Source organism: Pseudomonas sp. CDFA 610 (genome assembly GCF_021147865.1).
Lineage (GTDB): Bacteria > Pseudomonadota > Gammaproteobacteria > Pseudomonadales > Pseudomonadaceae > Aquipseudomonas > Aquipseudomonas alliivorans.
Genome location: NZ_JAGTPM010000001.1, coordinates 423,271 through 443,424 on the forward strand (window position 1 = coordinate 423,271; position 20,154 = coordinate 443,424).

Below are 20,154 nucleotides of genomic sequence, written 5' to 3' on the forward strand. Positions count from 1 at the left end.
GTCAATAACACGTACCCGGAGAGGCAGGCCTGTCCGCAAACAGGTCAATGTGCCCCGGCCGCCTTGTTCAGGTCGCTGTCGGTCCATTCGGTGTAGATGCACGCGTCCGCCGCCGCCCAGCGCACTTTCACGGCATCACCTGCCTGCATCGGCATGCCGGTGGCAGACAGCGCCTTGACCGTCATGGCCGTGCCGCCAGCCGTCACCACCGAGCAGGTCTGGCTTTCACCCAGAAACAGCACTTCGGTCACCGTGGCGTTCACCTCGTTCCAGCCCGGCTCAAGCGCAGTGGCTGCCGACTGCTGCAGGCTCAGGGCCTGAGCCTTTTCAGGCCGGATCATGGCCAGCACGTCCTGATCGGTCTTCAGGCCATTGGTGATGCGAATCGCCAGCGGACGGCCTTCGAACGTTGCCACGGCGTTGCCCTGGGCCTTGAGCCTGAGGAAGTTGGAGTTGCCCAGAAACGAGGCGACGAACGCGTTCGGCGGGTTCTGGTACAAGTCATAGCCGCTGCCCAGACCGACAATCTTGCCGTGACTGAAAATCGCGATGCGCTGAGACAGGCGCATGGCTTCTTCCTGATCGTGGGTCACGTAGACGATGGTAATACCCAGACGCCGATGCAACTGACGCAATTCATCCTGCAGGTCTTCACGCAGTTTCTTGTCCAGTGCGCCCAGCGGTTCGTCCATCAGCAGGATGCGTGGTTCGTAGACCAGCGCTCTGGCGATCGCAACGCGCTGTTGTTGACCACCGGACAGCTGAGACGGGCGGCGATGGGCAAAGGCTTCGAGTTGCACCAGCTTGAGCATGGCGTCGACACGCTTTTCCCGTTCGGCCGCAGGCAGCTTGCGGATGGCCAGCGGGAAGGCGATGTTATCGCGCACGGTCAGGTGCGGAAACAGCGAATAGCGTTGGAACACCATGCCGATGTCACGCTTGTGTGGCGGCACGTTCACCAACGACTTGCCTTCCACCAGTATCTCGCCGGAACTGGGCGTTTCAAAGCCGGCCAGCATCGACAGCGTCGTGCTCTTGCCAGAGCCGCTGGAGCCCAGGAAGGTCAGAAATTCACCGTTCTGGATATCCAGAGAAATATTGTCGACGGCAGCGAAATCGCCGTAATGCTTGTTGAGGTTGCACAGACTGACCAGGGTCTTCTGATCGTGTTGCGCGGTGTCTTTGATCACGGCACTCATGAGGTACTCCTGGCTTCGTTGCGGCGACGCAGGGTCGCGGCGATGAACATGACCAACACCGACAGGGCAATCAGCAGTGTCGAGGCGACGGCGATGACCGGGGTCAGGTCCTGACGCAACGTGGTCCACATTTTGACGGGAAGGGTTTGCAAGGTCGGGCTGGCCATCATCACGCTGAGGACCACTTCGTCCCACGACACCAGAAACGCGAACAGCGCACCGGCGATCATGCCGGGACGAATGCCGGGAAAGGTCACCCTGAAGATCGCTTGCAGGCGCGACGCGCCACAGATCACGGCCGCGTCCTCAATCGACTGATCGAACAGCTTCAGCGAGTTGATGATGGAAATAATGGTGAACGGCAGCGCGACGATCACATGGCTGACCACGAACGAGAATAGCGTGCCGGTGTAGCCGAGCTTGAGAAACAGTGCGTAGACCGCCACCGCGATGATGACCAGCGGCACGATCATCGGCAGGGTGAAGATGCCGTACAGCAGGTCGCGACCGGGAAACTTTCCGCGTACCAGCGCAAATGCTGTCGGCAGGCCCAGCGCTACGGCACTGATTGTGGTCAGGATGGCGACCTTGAAGCTCGACATCGCGGCATCCATCCACTCCGGGTTGGAAAAGAACTGCTGATACCACTTGAGCGTCCAGCCTGGCGGCGGAAAAACCAGCCATTGGGACGAGCCGAATGACAGCAGCACGATGAACAGAATCGGTAGCAACAGGAACAGCGCAATCAGGCCGGTGGTCAGGTACAGCCCCGATCTCAGGCGAAGGCTCATGGCATTGGGTGTCAGGAGCATGGCGGCTTACCTCCCGTTGCTGGCGCCGACCGGAGATTCCGGCTGGAGCTTGAGATAGAAATAGAACAGCACCAGGGTAATCACGATCAACAACGCAGCGGCGGCGCTCGCCAGCCCCCAATTGAGGAATGATTGCACCTGCTGGACGATGAACTCAGGCAGCATCATGTTCTGCGCGCCGCCCAGCAAGGCTGGGGTCACGTAGTAACCCAGCGACATCACGAACACCATCAGGCCACCGGAAAACAGGCCCGGACGGCACAGTGGCAGAAACACCCGGAAGAAATTGGTCCAGGGACTGGCGCCGCAGATGGAGCCGGCCTGCAACACCATCGGGTCGATGGCCTGCATGGTTGCCTGCAGCGGCAGGACGATGAAGGGAATCATGATGTAGCTCATGCCGATCACCACGCCGGTCAGGTTGTGCACCATCTCCAGCGGCTGATCGATAATGCCCATGGCCATGAGGGCCTTGTTAATGACGCCCGAGGCCTGCAACAGCACCAGCCAGGAGTAAGTCCGGGCCAGCAGGCTGGTCCACATCGACAGCAGCACGATGTTCAGGATCCAGCGTCCCCAACCGCGTGGCACGAGGGTGATCACCCAGGCCAGCGGAAAACCCAGCAACAGGCTGAACAGTGTCACCAGGCCTGCAACGGAGAAGGTGTTGATCAACACCCGTGAGTAAGCGGAGTTGGCAAACAGTTGCTCGTAGTTGCCCAGCCCCGGAACAGGTTCGAGCACGCCACGCAGCAGTAGACCGATCAAGGGTGCGAAGAAGAACAGCCCCAGAAACAAGAGCGCGGGAATCAGGTTGCGACTGCCACGCCAGCGTCGTGCCAGAGAAGGGGTTGGCTGCATGTTCGTCGCCTTGCCTGAAACCGCACCGGCGGTGCGCGAGGCACCTCCGGTCGGCTGGGATTGACCGGACGCAACAGCCGTCATTTTTACTTGACCAGCCATTCGTTCCACCGTGTCGCAATGTCCGGACCGTTCTTGGCCCAGTATGCGAAGTCGAGAGTGATTTGGTCTGCGCCATAAGCCGTTGGCAGGTTCTTGGCCAGAGTCGAATCAAGACGCGGCACGCTGTCCAGGTTCACCGGCGCGTAGGCGCTCAGGTTGGAGAAGTCGGCCTGACCTCTGGCGCTGGTGGCTTCGGCAATGAACTTCATCGCTGCGTCTTTGTTCTTGGCACCTTTTGGTACGACCAGAAAGTCGGCCATGACCAGGTTCTGCTTCCAGCTCACACCGACCGGGGCGCCGTCCTGTTGCAGCGCATAAACGCGGCCGTTCCACATCTGGCCCATCGAGGCTTCACCGGACGCCAGCAACTGCTGGGATTGTGCGCCGCCGCCCCACCAGACGATGTCTTTCTTGATGGTGTCGAGTTTCTTGAAGGCGCGATCCAGGTCCAGAGGATAGAGTTTGTCGGCGGCTACACCGTCAGCCAGCAGGGCGAGTTCAAGCACGCCGGGGCTTGGCCATTTGTACAGCGCCCGTTTGCCGGGGTAGGTCTTGGTGTCGAACATGGCGGTCCAGTCGACGGGCTTTTTGCTGCCCAGCTTGTCCTCGTTATAGCCCAGCACAAACGAGAAGAAGAACGAGCCGACGCCATGGTCGGAAGCGAAGCGGGGATCGATGCGGTCACGCTTGATGGTGTTGAAGTCCAGAGGCTCCAGCAGGCCCTCGGCGGCCGCACGCAAAGCGAAGTCGGCTTCGACGTCGACGACGTCCCACTGCACGTTGCCGCTTTCGACCATCGCCTTGAGTTTGCCGTAGTCAGTCGGTCCGTCCTGCACGACGGTGACGCCGCTGGCCTTGGCGAAGGGAACTGCCCACGCCTGCTTCTGGGCGTCCTGCGTCGAGCCACCCCAGCTGACGAAGTTGACACTGTCGGCGGCCATGGCGGCAACACTCGAGAGAGCCAGCACGCCGGCCATCAGTGCCGCCGTTGCACGTTTGTTCAACACCATTTTCACGCCCTCATTTGTTGTGTTTTGAGCGGGCATTTCTTGCCCGCGTAATCGGGAGCAGTAGGTCCAATGGGCCTTTGAAACCAGTCACTGTCAGACGCTTTTTATTGATGCTGTCCCTCTGTCGGAGGTGCCTGACAAATCGTTGCGGCTGTGGAATGTCATATTATGGTATTCCAAACTTTGTGCAAGTATTTTGCCTCTGTACGGCCATCGACCTGCTGTTTTATCCGTTTGAAACCTGGCGTTTCCAGGCTGTTCCGGCACTGGCGATCAACAAGTGTCCTGTTGCCCGGTCAAGTGTTCAGCCTGGAAACGGAATGCTTTCAACCACTTCCAGATCGTAACCAGTAAGGCCTGCGTACTTCAGTGGCGGGCCGAGATGACGCAGTTTGCCGACGCCCAGGTCCTGTAATATCTGCGCGCCGGTGCCGACTTCCGAATAGATGCGCGATTGTGAGCGGGTGTACTGGCGTGGCGGCTGGGTGAGATGCGGAATTCGTTCCAGCAAGGCCTGCGACGACTCATGGTTGGCCAGCACTACGACGATCCCGCGACCTTCTTCGGCGACCTTCTGTAACGCGGCCCAGAGCGTCCAGTTGGCAGGCCCGGTGTATTCGGCGCCGACCAGATCGCGCAATGGATCGACCACATGCACCCGCACCAGCGTGGCTTCGTCGCGGCGCACGTCACCCATCACCATGGCCATGTGCACGCCGCCTTCGATGCGGTCTTCATAAGTGAACAGGCGGAAGTTGCCATGCACGGTGGGCAGTTCACGTTCGCCGATTCTGACGACGGTGTGTTCGGTACTCAGGCGGTAATGGATCAGGTCGGCGATGGTGCCGATGCGGATACCGTGCTTCTCGGCGAAGCGCTCCAGTTCCGGACGACGTGCCATGGTGCCGTCATCGTTCATGACTTCGACAATGACTGAGGCGGGCGTGAAACCGGCAAGCCGAGCCAGATCGCAACCGGCTTCTGTGTGACCGGCACGGGTTAGCACACCACCCTCACGGGCACGCAGCGGGAAGATGTGGCCCGGTTGCACGAGGTCTTCCTGCGACGCTTGCGGGTTGACCGCTGCCTGAACGGTGCGGGCACGATCTGCCGCGCTGATACCGGTCGTAACGCCCGTGGCCGCCTCGATGGAAACGGTGAACGCGGTGGCGAAGACACTGCCGTTGCTGGGCACCATCTGTTCCAGGCCCAGACGCTGACAATGTTCATCTGTCAGCGTCAGGCAGATCAGCCCTCGCGCCTCACGCGCCATGAAACTGATGGCTTCAGGCGAGCAGCGATCTGCAGCCAGCAGCAGATCACCTTCATTTTCGCGGTCTTCGTCATCGACAAACAGGACCATCTTTCCCTGACGATAGTCTTCAATGATGTCTTCGATACGATCGAATGCCATGGTCGGATCCCGGTGTTATGGATGAATTATTGTGGTATACCATAAGACAGAATATTTCACAGATTCCCTATCATTGAAACAGTGAGATCACGATGAAGGCTTATTGGATTGCACAGGTCGATGTGACCGACCCTCAGCAGTACAGCGAATATACCCAGCGCGCGCCAGCCGCCTTCGCATTATTTGGTGGCAAATTCATGGCTCGCGGTGGCCGGTCGGAAGCGCTGGAGGGACGAGCGACGCCGCAACGCACCGTGGTCATTGAATTCGAGTCGTATGAACAGGCGATTGCCTGCTATCGATCACCTGAGTATCAGGAAGCCATGAGCCATCGAAAGGGCGCATCGAAAGCCGATATCGTGATTGTTGAAGGCATGGCGTAAGTCAGCGGGCCGTCTGAAGCGTTGCCATTTCTTGTGAGGACATTGTTTTTGCAGTGACCCATCGCTGTCGCATAGCCAACACATAACGGTGGGAGGGGGCTTGCCAGCGATTCGGTCTCTGGGGCGACCTGTCAGCGACTGAGCGGACGCCATCGCCGGCAAGCCGCCTCCCACGGGATAGTGTTAGCCGGGAAACCCTTTGCAGCCTGCGATCAGTTGACGCCGATGTGTCAGACCAAACTGTTCGTGGCGGCTCACATCCCAGGCGTCACGCTCACCGAATGAAATGCACCTTCCCGATGTCGTCATTACCGATGTAGATGCCATACACCCCCGCCTGGCGCTCTTCGATATAACGCTCCAGGATCTGGCGGATGGCGGGGTAGTAGATGCTGTCCCACGGAATCTCTTCAGGGGCGAAGAATTTGTAATCCAGCGTTTCGGGGCCGAACTGGCCGGTGATTTCCAGCGCGATGGCGCGGAAGATGATGTAGACCTCACTGATCTGCGGCACGCTGAAGATCGAGTAGGGCGAGATGATTTCGCCGCGTACGCCGCTTTCCTCCCACACCTCTCGCAATGCCGCCTGTTCGGTGGTTTCGCCACTCTCCATGAAGCCAGCAGGCAAAGTCCAGGTGCCGGGACGTGGCGGGATTGCACGCTGGCACAACAGGTATTTGCCTTCCTGCTCGATGATGCAGCCAGCAATGATCTTCGGATTGACGTAATGGATGTACTGGCAATTGCCGCACATCAGCCGCGCATGGGTGTCGCCCGAAGGGATGCGCTGATCGAGATCAGCGCTGCCACATTGGGGACAGAAGCGCGGCAGCCCCATTTCATCGACCTATGCGAGGTTCTTTCAGGGCCACCGGCGCCACGATCTCACGGACCTTGGCGTCGTCGTCCTGTTTGGATTTGAGGTACTCGAGCGCGACACGGGCGGCATTGCGAACATGATCGACCGACGCCTGATGCGCGGCCAGCGGGTCGCCGCTCTTGATGGCTTCAACGATCAGTTCCATTTCCTTGTTGCTGGCGCCGCGACGGTTTTCCTGGGATACCGAGGTGGCACGCAGGTAACTGATACGGGCCTGCAACTGACGAAGCTGGGTGGCGGCTACATGATTGCCCGAACCTTCCAGCAACACGTCGTAGAAGCCTTGTACCGAATCGATGACCTGTTGCAGTTCGCCTTCCTTGAGCGATTGACGATTCACTTCCAGGGCTTTTTCCAGCGCCTTGATGTCCTTGGGCCTGGCACGCAGGGTGAACAGTTGAACGATCAGCCCCTCCAGCACACACCGCAGCTCGTAGATGTCGCAGGCATCCTCCAGTGTGATGATGGCGACTCGAGGTCCCTTGGCATCGGCAAATTCCACCAGACCCTCGGACTCCAGATGACGCAGCGCCTCGCGCACCGAAGTACGGCTCACACCCAGACGATCACACAAGTCACGTTCGACCAGACGGTCTCCCGGAAGCAGCTGGAAGTTCATGATCGCGCTGCGCAATTTGTCCAGCACGATCTCCCGCAGAGTCACGGGGTTGCGGTTGACCTTGAAGTTGTCGTCGAGTGGCAGGCGTTTCATCGGGTGTGCTCGGAGTGGGGCTGTCAGATAAAAAAACACGACCTTTGGACGCTGGCCGCGTTCATGTCGGCAGCCCGCGTTTCGTGCGGACTACTGCATGGCCCGGAGCTGTAGACCGGGTCGCGGCCGAGTTTATCACGCCGTTGCCTGCCTCCACCAAAACCGGCCGGAAGCGTCAGACCAGAGCGGGCAGGGCGCCCATCTTGCCGCGATGGTAGACCATCGGTGTAACAGGCGTTGCCGGCAGAATCAGGTTCTTGACTGCGCCGACGATGATCGCGTGGTCCCCGCCATCGTATTCACGCCACAGCTCGCACTCGATGATCGCAGTGGCGTTATTGAGCAGCGGGTTGCCCAGATCGCTCAGGTGCCACTCGATGCCCTTGGTCTTTTCCTTGCCTTTGCTGGCGAAGGCATAGGCCTCCGCCTGTTGGTCTGCCGAGAGCAGATGAATCGCGAATTTCTTGCCGTCGCGCAGCACCGGGTAAGTGTCCGACGCGTAGTTGGGACAGAACAGCACCAGTGCCGGGTCGATGGATAACGCACTGAATGCACTGGCAGTAATGCCGACCAGATTGCCTTCCGGGTCCAGCGCAGTGACGATGGTGACGCCTGAGGGGAACGACGCCATCACTTCTTTATAAATACCGGGTTCGATCATCGCAGCGGCCTCGTTAACGCATTACAAATGGATCAGGCATGGGCGCCTGCGAAAGGTTGATCCACACCGTTTTCAGTTCGGTGTAGGCCAGCACAGAGTCTATCCCGCTCTCGCGGCCATAGCCGCTGTTTTTGAAACCACCGATAGGGGCCATTGCCGAAACGGCACGGTATGTGTTGACCCAGATGATACCGGAGCGGATATCGCGCGCCAGACGGTGGGCGCGCCCCAGGTCGCGGGTCCAGATGCCCGCAGCCAGGCCAAACTGCGAGTCGTTGGCAATCACCAGCGCCTCGGCCTCGTCCTTGAAACGGATCACGGAAGCCACCGGACCGAACACTTCTTCCTGCATGATCTTCATCGAATTGCGGTCGCATTCGAACAGCGTGGGTTCATAAAACCAGCCGTCGCTGGCCAGTTCCGGCCGCTTGCCGCCCAGACGCAAGCGTGCGCCTTCGGCCAGTGCATCAGCGACCAGCCCTTCGACCACCGCCAATTGTTGAGCCGTGGCCATCGGTCCCATTTCGGTCGTTTCGTCCTGCGGATTACCGATGCGAATACGGCTGGCGCGTTCGACCAGCCGTTCGACGAATTCGTCGTATATCTCGTCCTGCACCAGCAGCCTTGAGCCGGACACGCAGCTCTGGCCCGACGCTGCGTAGATGCCCGCGACAGCACCGTTGATGGCACTGTCCAGATCGGCGTCGGCAAAAATGATGTTGGGTGACTTGCCGCCCAGTTCCAGCGACAGTTTGGCGAAGTTCTCGGCGCTGCTTCTGACCACATGGCGAGCCGTGGCAGCGCCGCCGGTAAAGGCAATCTTGCGCACCAGCGGATGCCGGGTGAGGGCAGCGCCCGCGGTCGGACCGTAGCCGGTGATGACGTTGACGACACCCGGCGGAATGCCTGCTTCAAGCGCCAGACGGGCCAGCTCCAATACCGTAGCGGAGGCGTGTTCGGAAGGCTTGAGCACGATGGTGTTGCCCGCCGCCAGCGCCGGAGCGAGCTTGATGGCGGTCAGGTACAGCGGGCTATTCCACGGAATGATGCCAGCCACTACGCCCATCGGTTCATGCACGGTGTAGGCGAACAGGTCTGGTTTGTCGAGGGGCAGGGTGCCGCCTTCGAGCTTGTCGGCCAGCCCGGCGGTGTAGTGAAAGAACTCGGGCAGGTAGCTGACCTGACCACGGGTTTCACGGATCAGCTTGCCGTTGTCGCGGCTTTCCAGCTGCGCCAGTTGCTCCTTGTTCTCGGCAATCAGATCGCCCAGCCTGCGCAGCAATTTGCCTCGCGCCGTGGCGGTCAGTCCGCGCCATGCCGGGCTTTCGAAGGCTTTCTGGGCGGACTGCACGGCACGCTCCACGTCCGCTTCGTCAGCGTCGGGCAATTGCGCCCATGGCTGGGCCAATGCCGGGTTGAGGCTGTCGAAGGTCTTGCCTGAAAGTGCGTCGACCCAGAGGCCGTCGATGCACATCTGAAAACGGGTGAGGCTCATGCAACGATCCCCTTTATCGAGTTGTGAACACGCGCCGACTTGTCGAGAAAATCCAGCAGTACCTGATTGACCAGGCGCGGCGACTCCACCGGCATCATGTGGCGCTGATCAGGCAGTATCGCCACCTCCGCACCCTTGATGCGCATGGCCAGTTCCCGGGCCATTTCAGGCGTGGAGCCTGGGTCCAGTTCGCCGGTGGCGATCAGTGTCGGTGCGCGAATATCGCCCAGATCGTCGGCGCGGTACATATCCTGTGTGGCAAACAGCTTGTACGTGGTGAGGTAACCCTGCGGATCGTTACTTGCCAGATTCTGGCGGATGGCGGCGATCTGTGCCGGATTGGCTGCCTGATACTCACGACTGAACCAGCGTGAAAGTGCTTCGGCCGCGTTGGCGTCCGGGCCGTGCTCGGCGGCCTGACTTGTGCGAGCGATGACGCCTGCACGCTGTTGCGGACTGCGATTGAACACGCTGTTGAGGATCACCATGGCCGACAGATGCTGTGGAAAATGCAGCGCGAAGGCCCGTGCAACCAGGCCGCCCATCGAGAACCCGATGACCGACGCCTGCGGCAGGCCCAGATGCTCCAGCAGTTCGCGCAGCTGCTCGGCATAACCTGGCAGACCGGTGTCCGGATCAGGCCGCGGGCTGGCACCATGGCCCAGCATGTCATAAGCAATGACTTGGTAATGCGGGGCCAGCCCGACGATCTGGCCGCCCCACATTTCCTTGTTCAGGCCCACCCCGTGAATCAACACCACGGGGTGGCCTTGGCCGGTGGCCAGATAACTGGTACCCGCCGGGGTGCATTCAGCGGTGAGCTGATTCATGGATCGCTCCTGCGCAGACATGGATGAAGGGGATCACTGCGCTTTTTCAGCGGCCAGTTCTTCCAGGTCGATGTAGCGGTTGCCGATGCGCGGATGCAGACGACCGCCGTTGGCGGCACCCAGCACCACGACAATTTCGTCGGCGCGAGGCGAGTCTTCGATGTGCATTTCCAGGGTGATGTAATGCGAGCGCAGGCCTTCGTCATCCTTGTGCATCATCGGAATCTGAATGGAAGTACCCGGTCCGCCACGCTTGTTGGTAAAGCTCAGGTAGCTTTTGGCCTTGACCGCTTCGCGGTAGTGGTTGCCGAAGCGCAGTGTGTGAATCACCGCCGACGCATGCTCGATTTCGCCGTCAGCGCCTACTACTGCAGCTTTGCCATAGGCTTCGATCTTGTCGGCGCCGCCAATGGCGTCGGTCAGACGCTTGACCATCAATTCGCCCAGATCCGAGCAATTGGCGCGAATTTCAGGCTTCAGGTCTTCGACAAAACCATTGCCCAGCCATGGGTTCTTCATCACCACCGCTAACCCGACCATGGTCACCGGCTTGTCAGTGGCCTTGCCGCCTTCGATAAAGGTTTCTTCGGTGTAATTGACGATCTTGCGGATTTCAAAGCTCATGAAGGACTCCCGGAACGAGCACTATTGTATTTCGTATGATGGTATACCATAAGATTGCTCGTGCAAGCTTTTCTTGATGCGTGGTGGTGATGCAGATGTCGGCGAGACCGAGCCACCCTCATGACCGTTCGTCCGGTGCCAAGGCCATCGCTTTGAACACGCGCCCTCATGTCGTGACAGATATTCGGTGAGCTATTAACCGCTCAGCCAATTTTTTCACTTCAGGAGAGCCAAGAATGAAAGCCATCGTCTACAACGGGCCGCGCGATGTCAGTGTCAAGAACGTGCCGGACGCGAAGATCGAGAAGCCGACCGATGCTCTTGTCAGAGTGACGACCACCAATATCTGCGGCTCCGATCTGCACATGTACGAGGGCCGCACTTCGTTCGAGACCGGGCGTATCTTCGGTCACGAGAACATGGGTGAAGTGATCGCCGTCGGCGCAGGTGTCGACCGCATCAAGGTCGGCGACCGGGTCTGCCTGCCGTTCAACATTGGCTGCGGTTTCTGCGAAAACTGTGAAAAAGGCCTCACCGGTTTCTGTCTGACGGTCAATCCAGGCAGCGCGGGCGGGGCTTATGGCTTTGCCGACATGGGCGACTACGCAGGTGGGCAGGCTGAACTGCTGCGTGTCCCGTATGCCGACTTCAATTGCCTGTTGTTGCCGGAAGACGCTGTCGAGAAGGAAGACGATTACGTCATGCTGTCCGACATCTTTCCTACTGGCTGGCACGCCACTGAACTGGCCGGACTACTGCCAGGCGAGAGCGTCGCGATCTACGGCGCAGGTCCGGTCGGCCTGATGGCTGCGCACTCGGCGATGATCAAAGGTGCGTCGCAGGTGTTCGTGGTGGACAACCATCCGGACCGACTCGCCCTGGCGGCGAAGATGGGCGCCACGCCGATCAACTCGGCCGAACAGGAAGCGGTCGAGCAGATTCTCAACCTGACCCATGGCAAAGGCACCGACCGCGGCTGTGAATGCGTCGGCTATCAATGCTGTGACCGCCATGGTCATGAGGCCAATCACTTGACCATGAATAACCTGGTGGCTTCGACCAAGCCTACCGGCGGAATCGGTGTCGTTGGCGTATTCGTCCCGCAGGATCCGGGCGCCAAAAATGAGCTGGCGAAGGAAGGCAAGATGGCCTTCGATTTCGGTGCCTTCTGGTTCAAGGGCCAGCAGATCCGCACTGGTCAGGCCAACGTCAAGGCGTACAACCGTCGCCTCGCCGAGCTCATCCACCATGGACGCGCCACGCCGTCGCAGATCATTTCTCACCGTCTGAAACTGGAAGAAGGCCCTGAGGCCTACAAGCACTTCGACGCCCGTGATAACGGCTGGACCAAAGTGGTGCTCAAGCCCGCTGCCTGATTGCAGCGTCAGACCAGATGCCCACGTCGTTGCGGCGGTGTGGGCTTCATATTCAAGGAGACCCCTATGGAAGACTTCAAGAACTATCCAAAACCACCGTTTCCCAAGCAGGCTCAGAAAGTACCGGGTGAGCAGGGCAAGATGGAACCCTATCCCGATTGTGGCGAGAAGAGCTACACCGGGCATGGTCGTCTGAAGGACAAGATTGCGTTGATTACCGGGGCCGACAGCGGCATCGGTCGTGCTGTAGCCATAGCCTTTGCACGTGAAGGTGCCCAGGTTGCGATTTCCTATCTTGACGAGCATGAAGATGCCAGGGAAACCGCGCGCTGGGTCGAAGAGGCTGGCCGGAAATGCCTCTTGCTGCCGGGCGATCTGGCGAAGAAGGAGCAGTGTGAATACATCGTGAGCAAGACCGTTGAAGAGTTCGGTCGTATCGATGTGCTGGTCAACAATGCTGCGTTTCAGATGAGCCATGAAACCCTGGAAGAAATCAGCGACGAAGAATGGCTGATGACCTTCGATGTGAACATCACCGCGATGTTTCGCATCTGCAAGGCCGCAGTGCCGCACATGGGGCGAGGCGGGTCGATCATCAACACCAGTTCGGTGAACTCGGACATGCCCAAGGCGACATTGCTGCCTTATGCCACGACCAAAGGCGCGATTGCCAACTTCACCGCAGGCCTTGCACAAATGCTGGGTGAGAAGGGCATTCGCGTTAACAGCGTAGCGCCGGGGCCGATCTGGACGCCGTTGATCGTCTCGACCATGCCGGAAGAAGAAGCTTCGAACTTCGGCAGCCAGACACCGTTGGGCCGCCCCGGCCAGCCGGTGGAAGTGTCGCCGATCTATGTCCTGCTGGCTTCGGACGAAGCGAGCTACATCTCAGGCACACGCTATGGCGTGACCGGTGGCAAGCCGATTCTCTAAGGTCTTGCAATTGCCCGCGAGAGCAGCGTCGTAATGGACGTTGCCTGAATCGCGGGTTTTTTATGTGCTTTTTTCAGCATTTCACATTTTCTTGCCATTGGCTCAGGCAGGCTGGAAATGGACACGATGGTCGGTGACCTCGCGAAGTCGCTTGACCATTAGGGGTATACGCCCCTAAATTCGTTTCAGTATTTTTCGAGCGCGCACCTCGCGCTCCTCGCAACGACCCATGGAGAGTTGCCATGTATCCTGATGTACAGCTTTATATAGACGGCCAGTGGCGCGCCAGCCGCGACGGCCGCACGATTTCAGTGATCAACCCTGCCACCGGCGATTCGCTCGGCACCGTCGCTCATGCAGGCATCACAGACCTGGACGAGGCACTGGCTGCTGCCGAGAAAGGCTTCACCACTTGGCGCAACACCTCGGCTTACGACCGTTACAAGATCATGCAGAAGGCCGCGAATCTGGTTCGCGAGCGTGCCGATGGTATCGCCCGGATCATGACGCAGGAGCAGGGCAAGCCGCTGGCTGAAGCGCGCATGGAGACCCTGTCCGCCGCTGACATGATCGACTGGCTGGCCGAAGAGGGCCGCCGCAGCTATGGCCGCATCGTGCCGTCGCGTGGTGTGAACATCGAACAGAAGGTCGTCAAGGAGCCAGTCGGCCCGGTTGCCGCGTTCACGCCCTGGAACTTCCCGATCAATCAGGTGGTGCGCAAACTGTCGTCTGCGCTGGCTGCCGGTTGCTCGATCATCGTCAAAGCGCCAGAAGAAACGCCGGGTTCGCCTGCCGAACTGATCCGCGCATTCGCGGACGCTGGCGTACCCGCCGGTGTGATCGGCCTTGTGTATGGCGACCCTGCAGAAATCTCCAGCTACCTGATTCCGCATCCTGTGATCCGCAAGGTCACCTTCACCGGCTCGACACCTGTCGGCAAACAACTTGCGGCGATGGCCGGTAAGCACATGAAGCGTGCCACCATGGAGCTGGGCGGCCACGCGCCTGCATTGGTCTTTGACGACGCTGATATCGATCTTGCTGCGCGGGTCCTGGCGACCGCCAAGTTCCGTAATGCCGGTCAGGTCTGTGTCTCACCGACGCGCATTCTGGTGCAGCGCAAGGTGCTGGCAGCATTCACCGAGAAGTTTGTCGGTCTGACGCGGGAGATCAAGGTTGGCAATGGCCTTGAGAGCGGCACCACGATGGGGCCGGTTGCCAACGACCGCCGTATCCCTGCGCTGGTGGATCTTGTCGAAGACGCTGTGAAGAGCGGTGCGACCCTGGCAGCCGGTGGCAAGGCGGTGGAAGGGCCGGGCTATTTCTTCGAGCCGACCGTTCTAAGCGGGCTGACCCCGGCCATGCGCATCATGAACGAAGAGCCGTTTGGTCCTGTTGCACTGCTGGTGCCGTTCGATACGGTGGAAGAGGCGATTGCCGAATCCAACCGGGTGCCGTTCGGCCTGGCGTCCTATGCGTTCACCACGTCGATGAAAACTGCCCAGGCGCTGAGCACTTATATCGAAGCCGGCATGTTGTCGATCAATCATCAGGGCATTGGTTTGCCGGAAGTCCCGTTTGGCGGGATCAAGGATTCCGGCTATGGCTCAGAAGGCGGTACCGAGGCCATCGAAGCGTACCTGAATACCAAGCTGGTCACCCAGTACAGCTGAGGCTTTGTCCGGGAAAAATGAAAACGGCCGCGATGTCTGCACATCGTGGCCGTTTTTTTTAATCCGGTTCGATCAGTCCCGAGCCTGAATACCGGTCTGTTTCATGACCAGGTTCTTTTCTTTCTTGTACTGCAGCGCCACTTCAGGCGCAGGACCACTCTGGCCGGTTTCCATCCACTTTCGCAGGCGACTGGCATCGGCAAAGTGCGTGTACTTGCCGAACGCATCCAGAATGACCACCGACACTGGACGGTTGGCCATGGTCGTCAACAGCACCAGACAGTGCCCGGCCTGATTGGTGAACCCGGTCTTGGTCAGCTTGATGTCCCAGTTTTCCTTGCGAACCAAGTGGTCAGTATTGTTGAACACCAGGCTGTAGGCTGGCTTGCGGAACGTCACGGTCTTGGTTTCGGTGGTGCTCAGTTCGCTCAGCATCGGGTATTTGCGCGCGGCCATGACCAGCTTGGTCAGGTCGCGGGCCGTCGACACGTTATATACCGACAGGCCGGTGGGTTCGACATAGGCGGTGTGCTTCATGCCCAGCGCCTTGGCTTTGGCGTTCATCGCCAGGATGAAGGCTGGATAGCCACCCGGATAGCTGTGCGCCAGGCTCGCAGCTGCGCGGTTTTCCGAGGACATCAGGGTAATCAGCAACATGTCCCGACGGTTCATTTCGCTGCCCAGCTTGACGCGGGAGAACACGCCCTTCATTTCCGGTGTCTGGGAAATATTGACCGGGATGACTTCGTCCATCGACTGCTTGGCGTCCAGCACCACCATCGCCGTCATCAATTTGGTGACGGAAGCAATTGGCACGATCACGTCAGGGTTACTGGAATACAGGACTTTGTCGGTTTGCAGGTCGATCACCATGGCGCTGCCGGAAGCCAGGTGCAGATTGGAGGGATCGCGATTGAGAGCGGCGGTTTCGTTTGCCAGGATGGAAGTGGAAAATACCGAACCCGTAAGTACACATAATAGGCCCAGAACAGACAGACGGATTTTCAAGAACAAGGCTCACTCGATAAGGTGCGTAAAAGGAAGGAACACGCAATAACCCGGCATTTTATGAGCAGGCTTTCACTTATGTCGATGGGCGTTGTAAGGCGTTTCGTCAATAAAATCGGAAAACAGCGCTTCGTTAAGTTGCGGTTAAGTAGGAAAAGTGTTCAAAACGGCCTGCGCCTTGAATATTCGTGGTGCTGCAAGCCTGCACCGATTAGCATTCCCAGCCATCGAAGATCATGGATTCAAGGAGTCGCGTAATGCTCAAAGGGTTTATCGGCAAGGATTACGTTGTTCTGGTAATCGCCGCATCGCTGGTTGCCGTGCTGCTGTTGCTGGCAGGCTTTTTTACCCGCCCTTCGGACTGGGCAGGCTGGATGCAGGCCATTGCCCTTATCGTCGGCATGATGGTCGCGATTGCCGTGCCTGCCATCCAGCGCAGGCAGGAAGCCCTTGTGGCCCATAAACAAGTGCGTGATCGCGAGACAGGCTATGCCCGGCGCATACAGTACCTGTGCGGCGAATTGAGCGAATTGCACGGGCGCATCAACCTGAACCTTGCGCATCTTCGCGCCAGTGATCGCCACAGCCTGAAGTTCACGCTGCAGGATTATCTGCATCGCCTGTTCGAATCGCACAAACAGGACCTGAACGACGATCGCGTGGTTCTGGCCTACGAACTGCGTCAGGTGGCCAATGACCTGATCGACGAACTGGACAGCGGTCGCAATGATCGCGTGGTGTTCATGGCACTGGAAAAGCGTCTGCAGAAGCTGACCCATCGGTGCCAGGTCAATGCGGCGATGGCCGAGCGGACGTGATCGAGTCCGGCTCCGGAGTTCGAGCATGCGGCATCACGCAGAGCCCGCTGGGCACAACAATGTCGTGTTGCAGATATCCCAAATAAAAAAAACCGCATCAATCGATGCGGTCAAGCAAGAGTGCGGAGCAACGCACGAAGTACGGTGAGCAACCGGGCAGGGCGTCAGCTATGCAGGACGCGGCTTTTCAGTTCCTCGGAAAAAGCCTGAGCGACAGGCAGGGATGCAAAGGGGCCGCTGACAGGTTCACCATCCTGAATGAGGTACCAGCACGCCAACAGACCGCGCTCTCTGAGCGGAGCCGGAACTGCGCTGCCTACTACCGACATGATTTGAACGTTGTTCATAGCGACCTCCATCTGTTCATGTGGCTTACTGTACGTTCTGATCGCGGCAGGCAGAAATCGACGCTCTCAATAGTCGTCATTGACAGGAACGAGGGTTGAACACGTTGCAGTGCGGAGCAGGGGTGTGCGCAAGACATGAAAAACCCGCCAATGAAGGCGGGTTTATTGTGCCGTTACCAGCGGCCGTGTGGGCCGTAGCCTTGGTAATAACCTGGAGGCGGGCCGTCATAACGACGGTAGTAGCGTGGCGGCGGAGCCGGATAGCGCTCTACAACTTCATAGGCCGGCTGGTAATAGACCACGGGCGGCGGAGGTGGCGGCGCGTAGTAGACCTGCTGCACGGGCGGCTGATAATAGACCGGCTGACGCTCGACATAGACCGTTCTGTCACGGCTGGAAGATACCGCTGCTCCCACCACGGCCGCGCCGACCAGCGCACCTACCACGGCTGGGCCACCCCAGCCACGATGATCGGCGTTCGCCTGGCCTGCCAGAGCCAACGCACCTATAAACAAGGCAATCTTGGGGATTTGACGAATCATGAGTGTTCCTCGCTTTCAACCCGTTGTCGCGGGCCTGCATTAAGCTCAAGCACTGCCACGGGATAACTCTAAGACATCGAATTTGTAAAAAACTGCGAAATCGTTGAGTAAATTTTATGTAAGGTGTTTTCAATCCAGAATGCCGGGCAACTTCATTCGGGTCAGCCAGGCGCAGTGTACGCCTGGCACACAGCTTTAATCCAATACCGTTCGGGAGAAAAACATGGCCATTACTGCCAACCGGGACACGTTATTGTGCATGTCCATGGCGGCGCGCCCGGGAAACTTCGGCGTGCGTTTCCATAACCATCTTTATGAACAGTTGGGGCTCAACTATTACTACAAGGCCTTCGCGCCCAATGACATCGCGGCAGCGGTAGCGGGAATCCGTGCGCTGGGCATTCGTGGCAGCGCCGTTTCCATGCCATTCAAGGAAGACTGCATTGCGCTTGTGGACGAGCTGGATGCGTCGGCCGCGGCGATCCAGTCGATCAACACCATCGTCAATACCGACGGACATCTGAAAGCGTTCAATACCGATTACATCGCCGTCGCCCAATTGATGCAAAGCCATGCGGTACCCCATACGCCGTTCGCCTTGCGCGGCAGTGGCGGTATGGCGAAGGCGGTTGCCTGTGCGCTGCGTGATGCGGGCTTTACCGACGGTTTGATTGTGGCGCGCAACGAACAGGCGGGGAAACGCCTGGCCGACACCTGTGGTTTTCGCTGGCAGTCCGAATTGGGCGATGAACGTCCTGCACTGCTGGTCAACGTCACGCCACTGGGCATGATGGGGCCGCAGTCTGATGAGCTGGCGTTCGATGAGGCGGCGATCAGTGCTGCGCAGACCGTTTTCGATGTCGTGGCCACGCCTGCGGATACCCCGCTGATTCAGGCCGCCCGACGTCTCGGTAAGAAGGTCATCAGCGGAGACGAGGTGGCCGCGATTCAGGCGTTGGAGCAGTTCGTTCTGTACACCGGCACTCGCCCGACCGATGAGCAGTACCAAAAGGCGGCGGCTTTCGCCCGAGGCTGAGCCGCCGACCTGTCAGTGCTGTTCGAGTTTTGCCAGACGCTCTTCAAGAGCAGCGACGCGGGCTTCGAGTTCTTCGATACGCTCGTTCGACGCGACGGTGGCGGTGCTGCGGTCCGGCGCGCTCAGGCGCTGAGCGAGCAGTGCCTGCAGGTCTTCAGGATTGCCCAGCGCGTGCATGTAACGGTCCTCGCGCTGGCCTGCCTGACGCGGTATCAGGGTCGCCAGACCTCTGGCGATCAGACGTTCGAGTTGATGAACAACCTGCTCGGCGTCTTCGAAATCGTGCATGCGATTGCTGCGTGTGAGCAGCTCATTGACGGTCTGCGGGCCTCGCAGCAACAGCAGGCCGGTCAGGATGACTTGCGCGGGCACCAGCTCCAGACCCTTGTCGACCCTGTGTTCCCAACGGTCAGCGCGGCTGCCCATCACCAGACGCGTCAAGCCTTGGCCTTCCAGTGCTCGCAGGCTCTGGCCGACCTGCCCTTGAGTCAGGTTCATCACCGGGTCGCGGCTGGTCTTCTGGTTGCAGGCCAGCACCAATGCATTGAGGGTCAGTGGGTAGGTCTCGGGATTGGTCGCCTGCTTTTCGATCAGGCAGCCCAGAATGCGTACTTCGGTACTGCTGAGCTGCAAGGTCCCGGCAGCGTCGGGCGTTTCGGTCGAGGAGGGTTCGGTGGACATGGACGCTTCCCTGAGTAATGACGGTGGACCAGACTATGAGCTGTTGCAGCTTTTTGCCAGCGCATCCGCACGTGCGCCGAAAAGACTGACGGCCTTTCGTGTCAGGCAGGTCTATAATTGCGGCTTTCTCAATCAGGATATGTCATGTCTATTTCCCTGTATGCCGCTTCGATTCCTGTCTTCCAGCAAATGCTCAATGCGTTGAGCGACGTTCTGACCAAGGCTGAAGCCCACGCGACCGAGAAGAAAATCCAGCCGCCAGCGCTGCTTCAGGCACGTCTGTTCCCGGACATGCTGCCGTTTACCCGTCAGGTGCAGATTGCGGTGGACTTCGCCAAGGGGGCCTCGGCGCGTCTGGCGGGTGTCGAGATTCCACAATATGAAGACACTGAAACCAGCTTTGCCGAATTGCAGGCCCTGCTGGCCAAGACGCTCGAATTCATCGGCAGCATCAAACCCGAGCAGGTCGATGGCAACGAAGGCATTGAAATCGTGCTGCGTCCCGGCACCGAGAAAGAGCGTCGCCTGAATGGCCAGGCTTACCTGTTGAGCTACGCCTTGCCGCAGTTCTTCTTCCACGTCACTACCGCTTACGACCTGCTGCGCCACAATGGCGTCGAGATCGGCAAGCGTGACTTCATGGGCAAGTTCTAGGTTTTGTACGAAAAGTCGGCGAGCGAAGGTCAGGCAAGGCAAAAACAGGCGAGGAAGCGGAGTCTACGTGTTGTAAATGAGCATTCCGATCGGACTCGCGCAC

22 protein-coding genes are annotated in these 20,154 nt (G+C 59.1%); 7 read left to right on the plus strand and 15 right to left on the minus strand.

Annotation, left to right across the window (positions count from 1 at the left end; genetic code table 11):
* Positions 1–44 precede the first annotated feature (44 nt).
* The 5 genes from KDX39_RS01940 to ribBA form a co-directional block, all read right to left on the minus strand.
* A complete protein-coding gene (locus KDX39_RS01940) occupies positions 45–1,199 on the minus strand; it encodes an ABC transporter ATP-binding protein (RefSeq protein WP_231659169.1) in 1,155 nt (384 codons plus the stop codon).
* A complete protein-coding gene (locus KDX39_RS01945; protein ID WP_231659170.1) occupies positions 1,196–2,011 on the minus strand; it encodes an ABC transporter permease in 816 nt (271 codons plus the stop codon). Before KDX39_RS01945 ends, KDX39_RS01940 begins: the two co-directional genes overlap by 4 nt.
* A gap of 6 nt (positions 2,012–2,017) precedes the next feature.
* Entirely contained in the window at positions 2,018–2,974 is a 957-nt protein-coding gene (locus KDX39_RS01950) for an ABC transporter permease (RefSeq protein WP_231659171.1), read from the minus strand.
* On the minus strand, positions 2,959–3,984 hold the full coding sequence (locus KDX39_RS01955) for an ABC transporter substrate-binding protein (protein ID WP_210041297.1): 1,026 nt from the start codon (positions 3,982–3,984) through the stop codon (positions 2,959–2,961). Before KDX39_RS01955 ends, KDX39_RS01950 begins: the two co-directional genes overlap by 16 nt.
* 304 nt (positions 3,985–4,288) lie before the next feature.
* On the minus strand, positions 4,289–5,398 hold the full coding sequence (ribBA, locus tag KDX39_RS01960; protein ID WP_231659172.1) for a bifunctional 3,4-dihydroxy-2-butanone-4-phosphate synthase/GTP cyclohydrolase II: 1,110 nt from the start codon (positions 5,396–5,398) through the stop codon (positions 4,289–4,291).
* Positions 5,399–5,490: 92 nt separating this feature from the next.
* Here ribBA and KDX39_RS01965 point away from each other — a divergent pair, with 92 nt between their 5' ends.
* Positions 5,491–5,781, plus strand: a complete 291-nt coding sequence (locus KDX39_RS01965; RefSeq protein ID WP_231659173.1) for a DUF1330 domain-containing protein — start codon at positions 5,491–5,493, stop codon at positions 5,779–5,781.
* A 274-nt stretch (positions 5,782–6,055) separates the two neighbouring features.
* Here the strand turns inward: KDX39_RS01965 and KDX39_RS01970 are convergent, their stop codons facing one another.
* From KDX39_RS01970 to KDX39_RS01995, 6 genes are all read right to left on the minus strand, one after another.
* Complete coding sequence (locus KDX39_RS01970; protein ID WP_231659174.1) at positions 6,056–6,619, minus strand: NUDIX hydrolase; 564 nt, start codon at positions 6,617–6,619, stop codon at positions 6,056–6,058.
* Between the two features lies 1 nt (position 6,620).
* The gene (locus tag KDX39_RS01975) at positions 6,621–7,373 is read right to left on the minus strand and encodes a GntR family transcriptional regulator (RefSeq protein WP_099230321.1); all 753 of its coding nucleotides are present in this window, start codon (positions 7,371–7,373) and stop codon (positions 6,621–6,623) included.
* A gap of 175 nt (positions 7,374–7,548) precedes the next feature.
* The gene (locus KDX39_RS01980; RefSeq protein ID WP_004884818.1) at positions 7,549–8,034 is read right to left on the minus strand and encodes a flavin reductase family protein; all 486 of its coding nucleotides are present in this window, start codon (positions 8,032–8,034) and stop codon (positions 7,549–7,551) included.
* Positions 8,035–8,047: 13 nt separating this feature from the next.
* A complete protein-coding gene (locus KDX39_RS01985) occupies positions 8,048–9,529 on the minus strand; it encodes an aldehyde dehydrogenase (protein ID WP_231659175.1) in 1,482 nt (493 codons plus the stop codon).
* Positions 9,526–10,359: an alpha/beta fold hydrolase gene (locus KDX39_RS01990; RefSeq protein WP_004884821.1), complete on the minus strand. Its 834-nt coding sequence runs from the start codon at positions 10,357–10,359 to the stop codon at positions 9,526–9,528. The genes KDX39_RS01985 and KDX39_RS01990 overlap by 4 nt, the downstream gene beginning before the upstream one ends.
* 33 nt (positions 10,360–10,392) lie before the next feature.
* Complete coding sequence (locus KDX39_RS01995) at positions 10,393–10,983, minus strand: amino acid synthesis family protein (RefSeq protein WP_184322885.1); 591 nt, start codon at positions 10,981–10,983, stop codon at positions 10,393–10,395.
* A gap of 236 nt (positions 10,984–11,219) precedes the next feature.
* Here KDX39_RS01995 and KDX39_RS02000 point away from each other — a divergent pair, with 236 nt between their 5' ends.
* The 3 genes from KDX39_RS02000 (at position 11,220) to KDX39_RS02010 (ending at position 14,965) form a co-directional block, all read left to right on the plus strand.
* Positions 11,220–12,359 carry a glutathione-independent formaldehyde dehydrogenase gene (locus KDX39_RS02000; RefSeq protein WP_231659176.1) on the plus strand — a complete coding sequence of 380 codons (1,140 nt, stop codon included), beginning with the start codon at positions 11,220–11,222 and terminating at the stop codon, positions 12,357–12,359.
* Between the two features lie 66 nt (positions 12,360–12,425).
* Positions 12,426–13,292, plus strand: a complete 867-nt coding sequence (locus tag KDX39_RS02005; RefSeq protein ID WP_231659177.1) for an SDR family oxidoreductase — start codon at positions 12,426–12,428, stop codon at positions 13,290–13,292.
* Positions 13,293–13,534: 242 nt separating this feature from the next.
* Positions 13,535–14,965, plus strand: a complete 1,431-nt coding sequence (locus KDX39_RS02010) for an NAD-dependent succinate-semialdehyde dehydrogenase (protein WP_231659178.1) — start codon at positions 13,535–13,537, stop codon at positions 14,963–14,965.
* A gap of 72 nt (positions 14,966–15,037) precedes the next feature.
* On the opposite strand, the gene pbpG is transcribed toward KDX39_RS02010, so the two are convergent.
* A complete protein-coding gene (gene pbpG / locus KDX39_RS02015; RefSeq protein WP_099230335.1) occupies positions 15,038–15,979 on the minus strand; it encodes a D-alanyl-D-alanine endopeptidase in 942 nt (313 codons plus the stop codon).
* A gap of 251 nt (positions 15,980–16,230) precedes the next feature.
* Between pbpG and KDX39_RS02020 the strand changes: the two genes are divergently transcribed.
* On the plus strand, positions 16,231–16,791 hold the full coding sequence (locus tag KDX39_RS02020; RefSeq protein ID WP_231659179.1) for a hypothetical protein: 561 nt from the start codon (positions 16,231–16,233) through the stop codon (positions 16,789–16,791).
* A gap of 164 nt (positions 16,792–16,955) precedes the next feature.
* Here the strand turns inward: KDX39_RS02020 and KDX39_RS02025 are convergent, their stop codons facing one another.
* Entirely contained in the window at positions 16,956–17,138 is a 183-nt protein-coding gene (locus tag KDX39_RS02025) for a hypothetical protein (protein WP_004884834.1), read from the minus strand.
* 173 nt (positions 17,139–17,311) lie between these two features.
* Positions 17,312–17,680: a hypothetical protein gene (locus KDX39_RS02030; protein ID WP_004884836.1), complete on the minus strand. Its 369-nt coding sequence runs from the start codon at positions 17,678–17,680 to the stop codon at positions 17,312–17,314.
* Positions 17,681–17,903: 223 nt separating this feature from the next.
* Here KDX39_RS02030 and KDX39_RS02035 point away from each other — a divergent pair, with 223 nt between their 5' ends.
* Positions 17,904–18,716 (plus strand): shikimate 5-dehydrogenase, encoded by an 813-nt coding sequence (locus KDX39_RS02035; RefSeq protein WP_231659180.1) that lies wholly within the window; start codon positions 17,904–17,906, stop codon positions 18,714–18,716.
* Between the two features lie 12 nt (positions 18,717–18,728).
* On the opposite strand, the gene KDX39_RS02040 is transcribed toward KDX39_RS02035, so the two are convergent.
* Positions 18,729–19,397, minus strand: coding sequence for a YceH family protein (locus KDX39_RS02040; RefSeq protein WP_231659181.1), 669 nt, complete (start codon positions 19,395–19,397; stop codon positions 18,729–18,731).
* Positions 19,398–19,541: 144 nt separating this feature from the next.
* Here KDX39_RS02040 and KDX39_RS02045 point away from each other — a divergent pair, with 144 nt between their 5' ends.
* The gene (locus KDX39_RS02045; RefSeq protein ID WP_099230343.1) at positions 19,542–20,051 is read left to right on the plus strand and encodes a DUF1993 domain-containing protein; all 510 of its coding nucleotides are present in this window, start codon (positions 19,542–19,544) and stop codon (positions 20,049–20,051) included.
* The last annotated feature ends 103 nt before the right edge of the window (positions 20,052–20,154 follow it).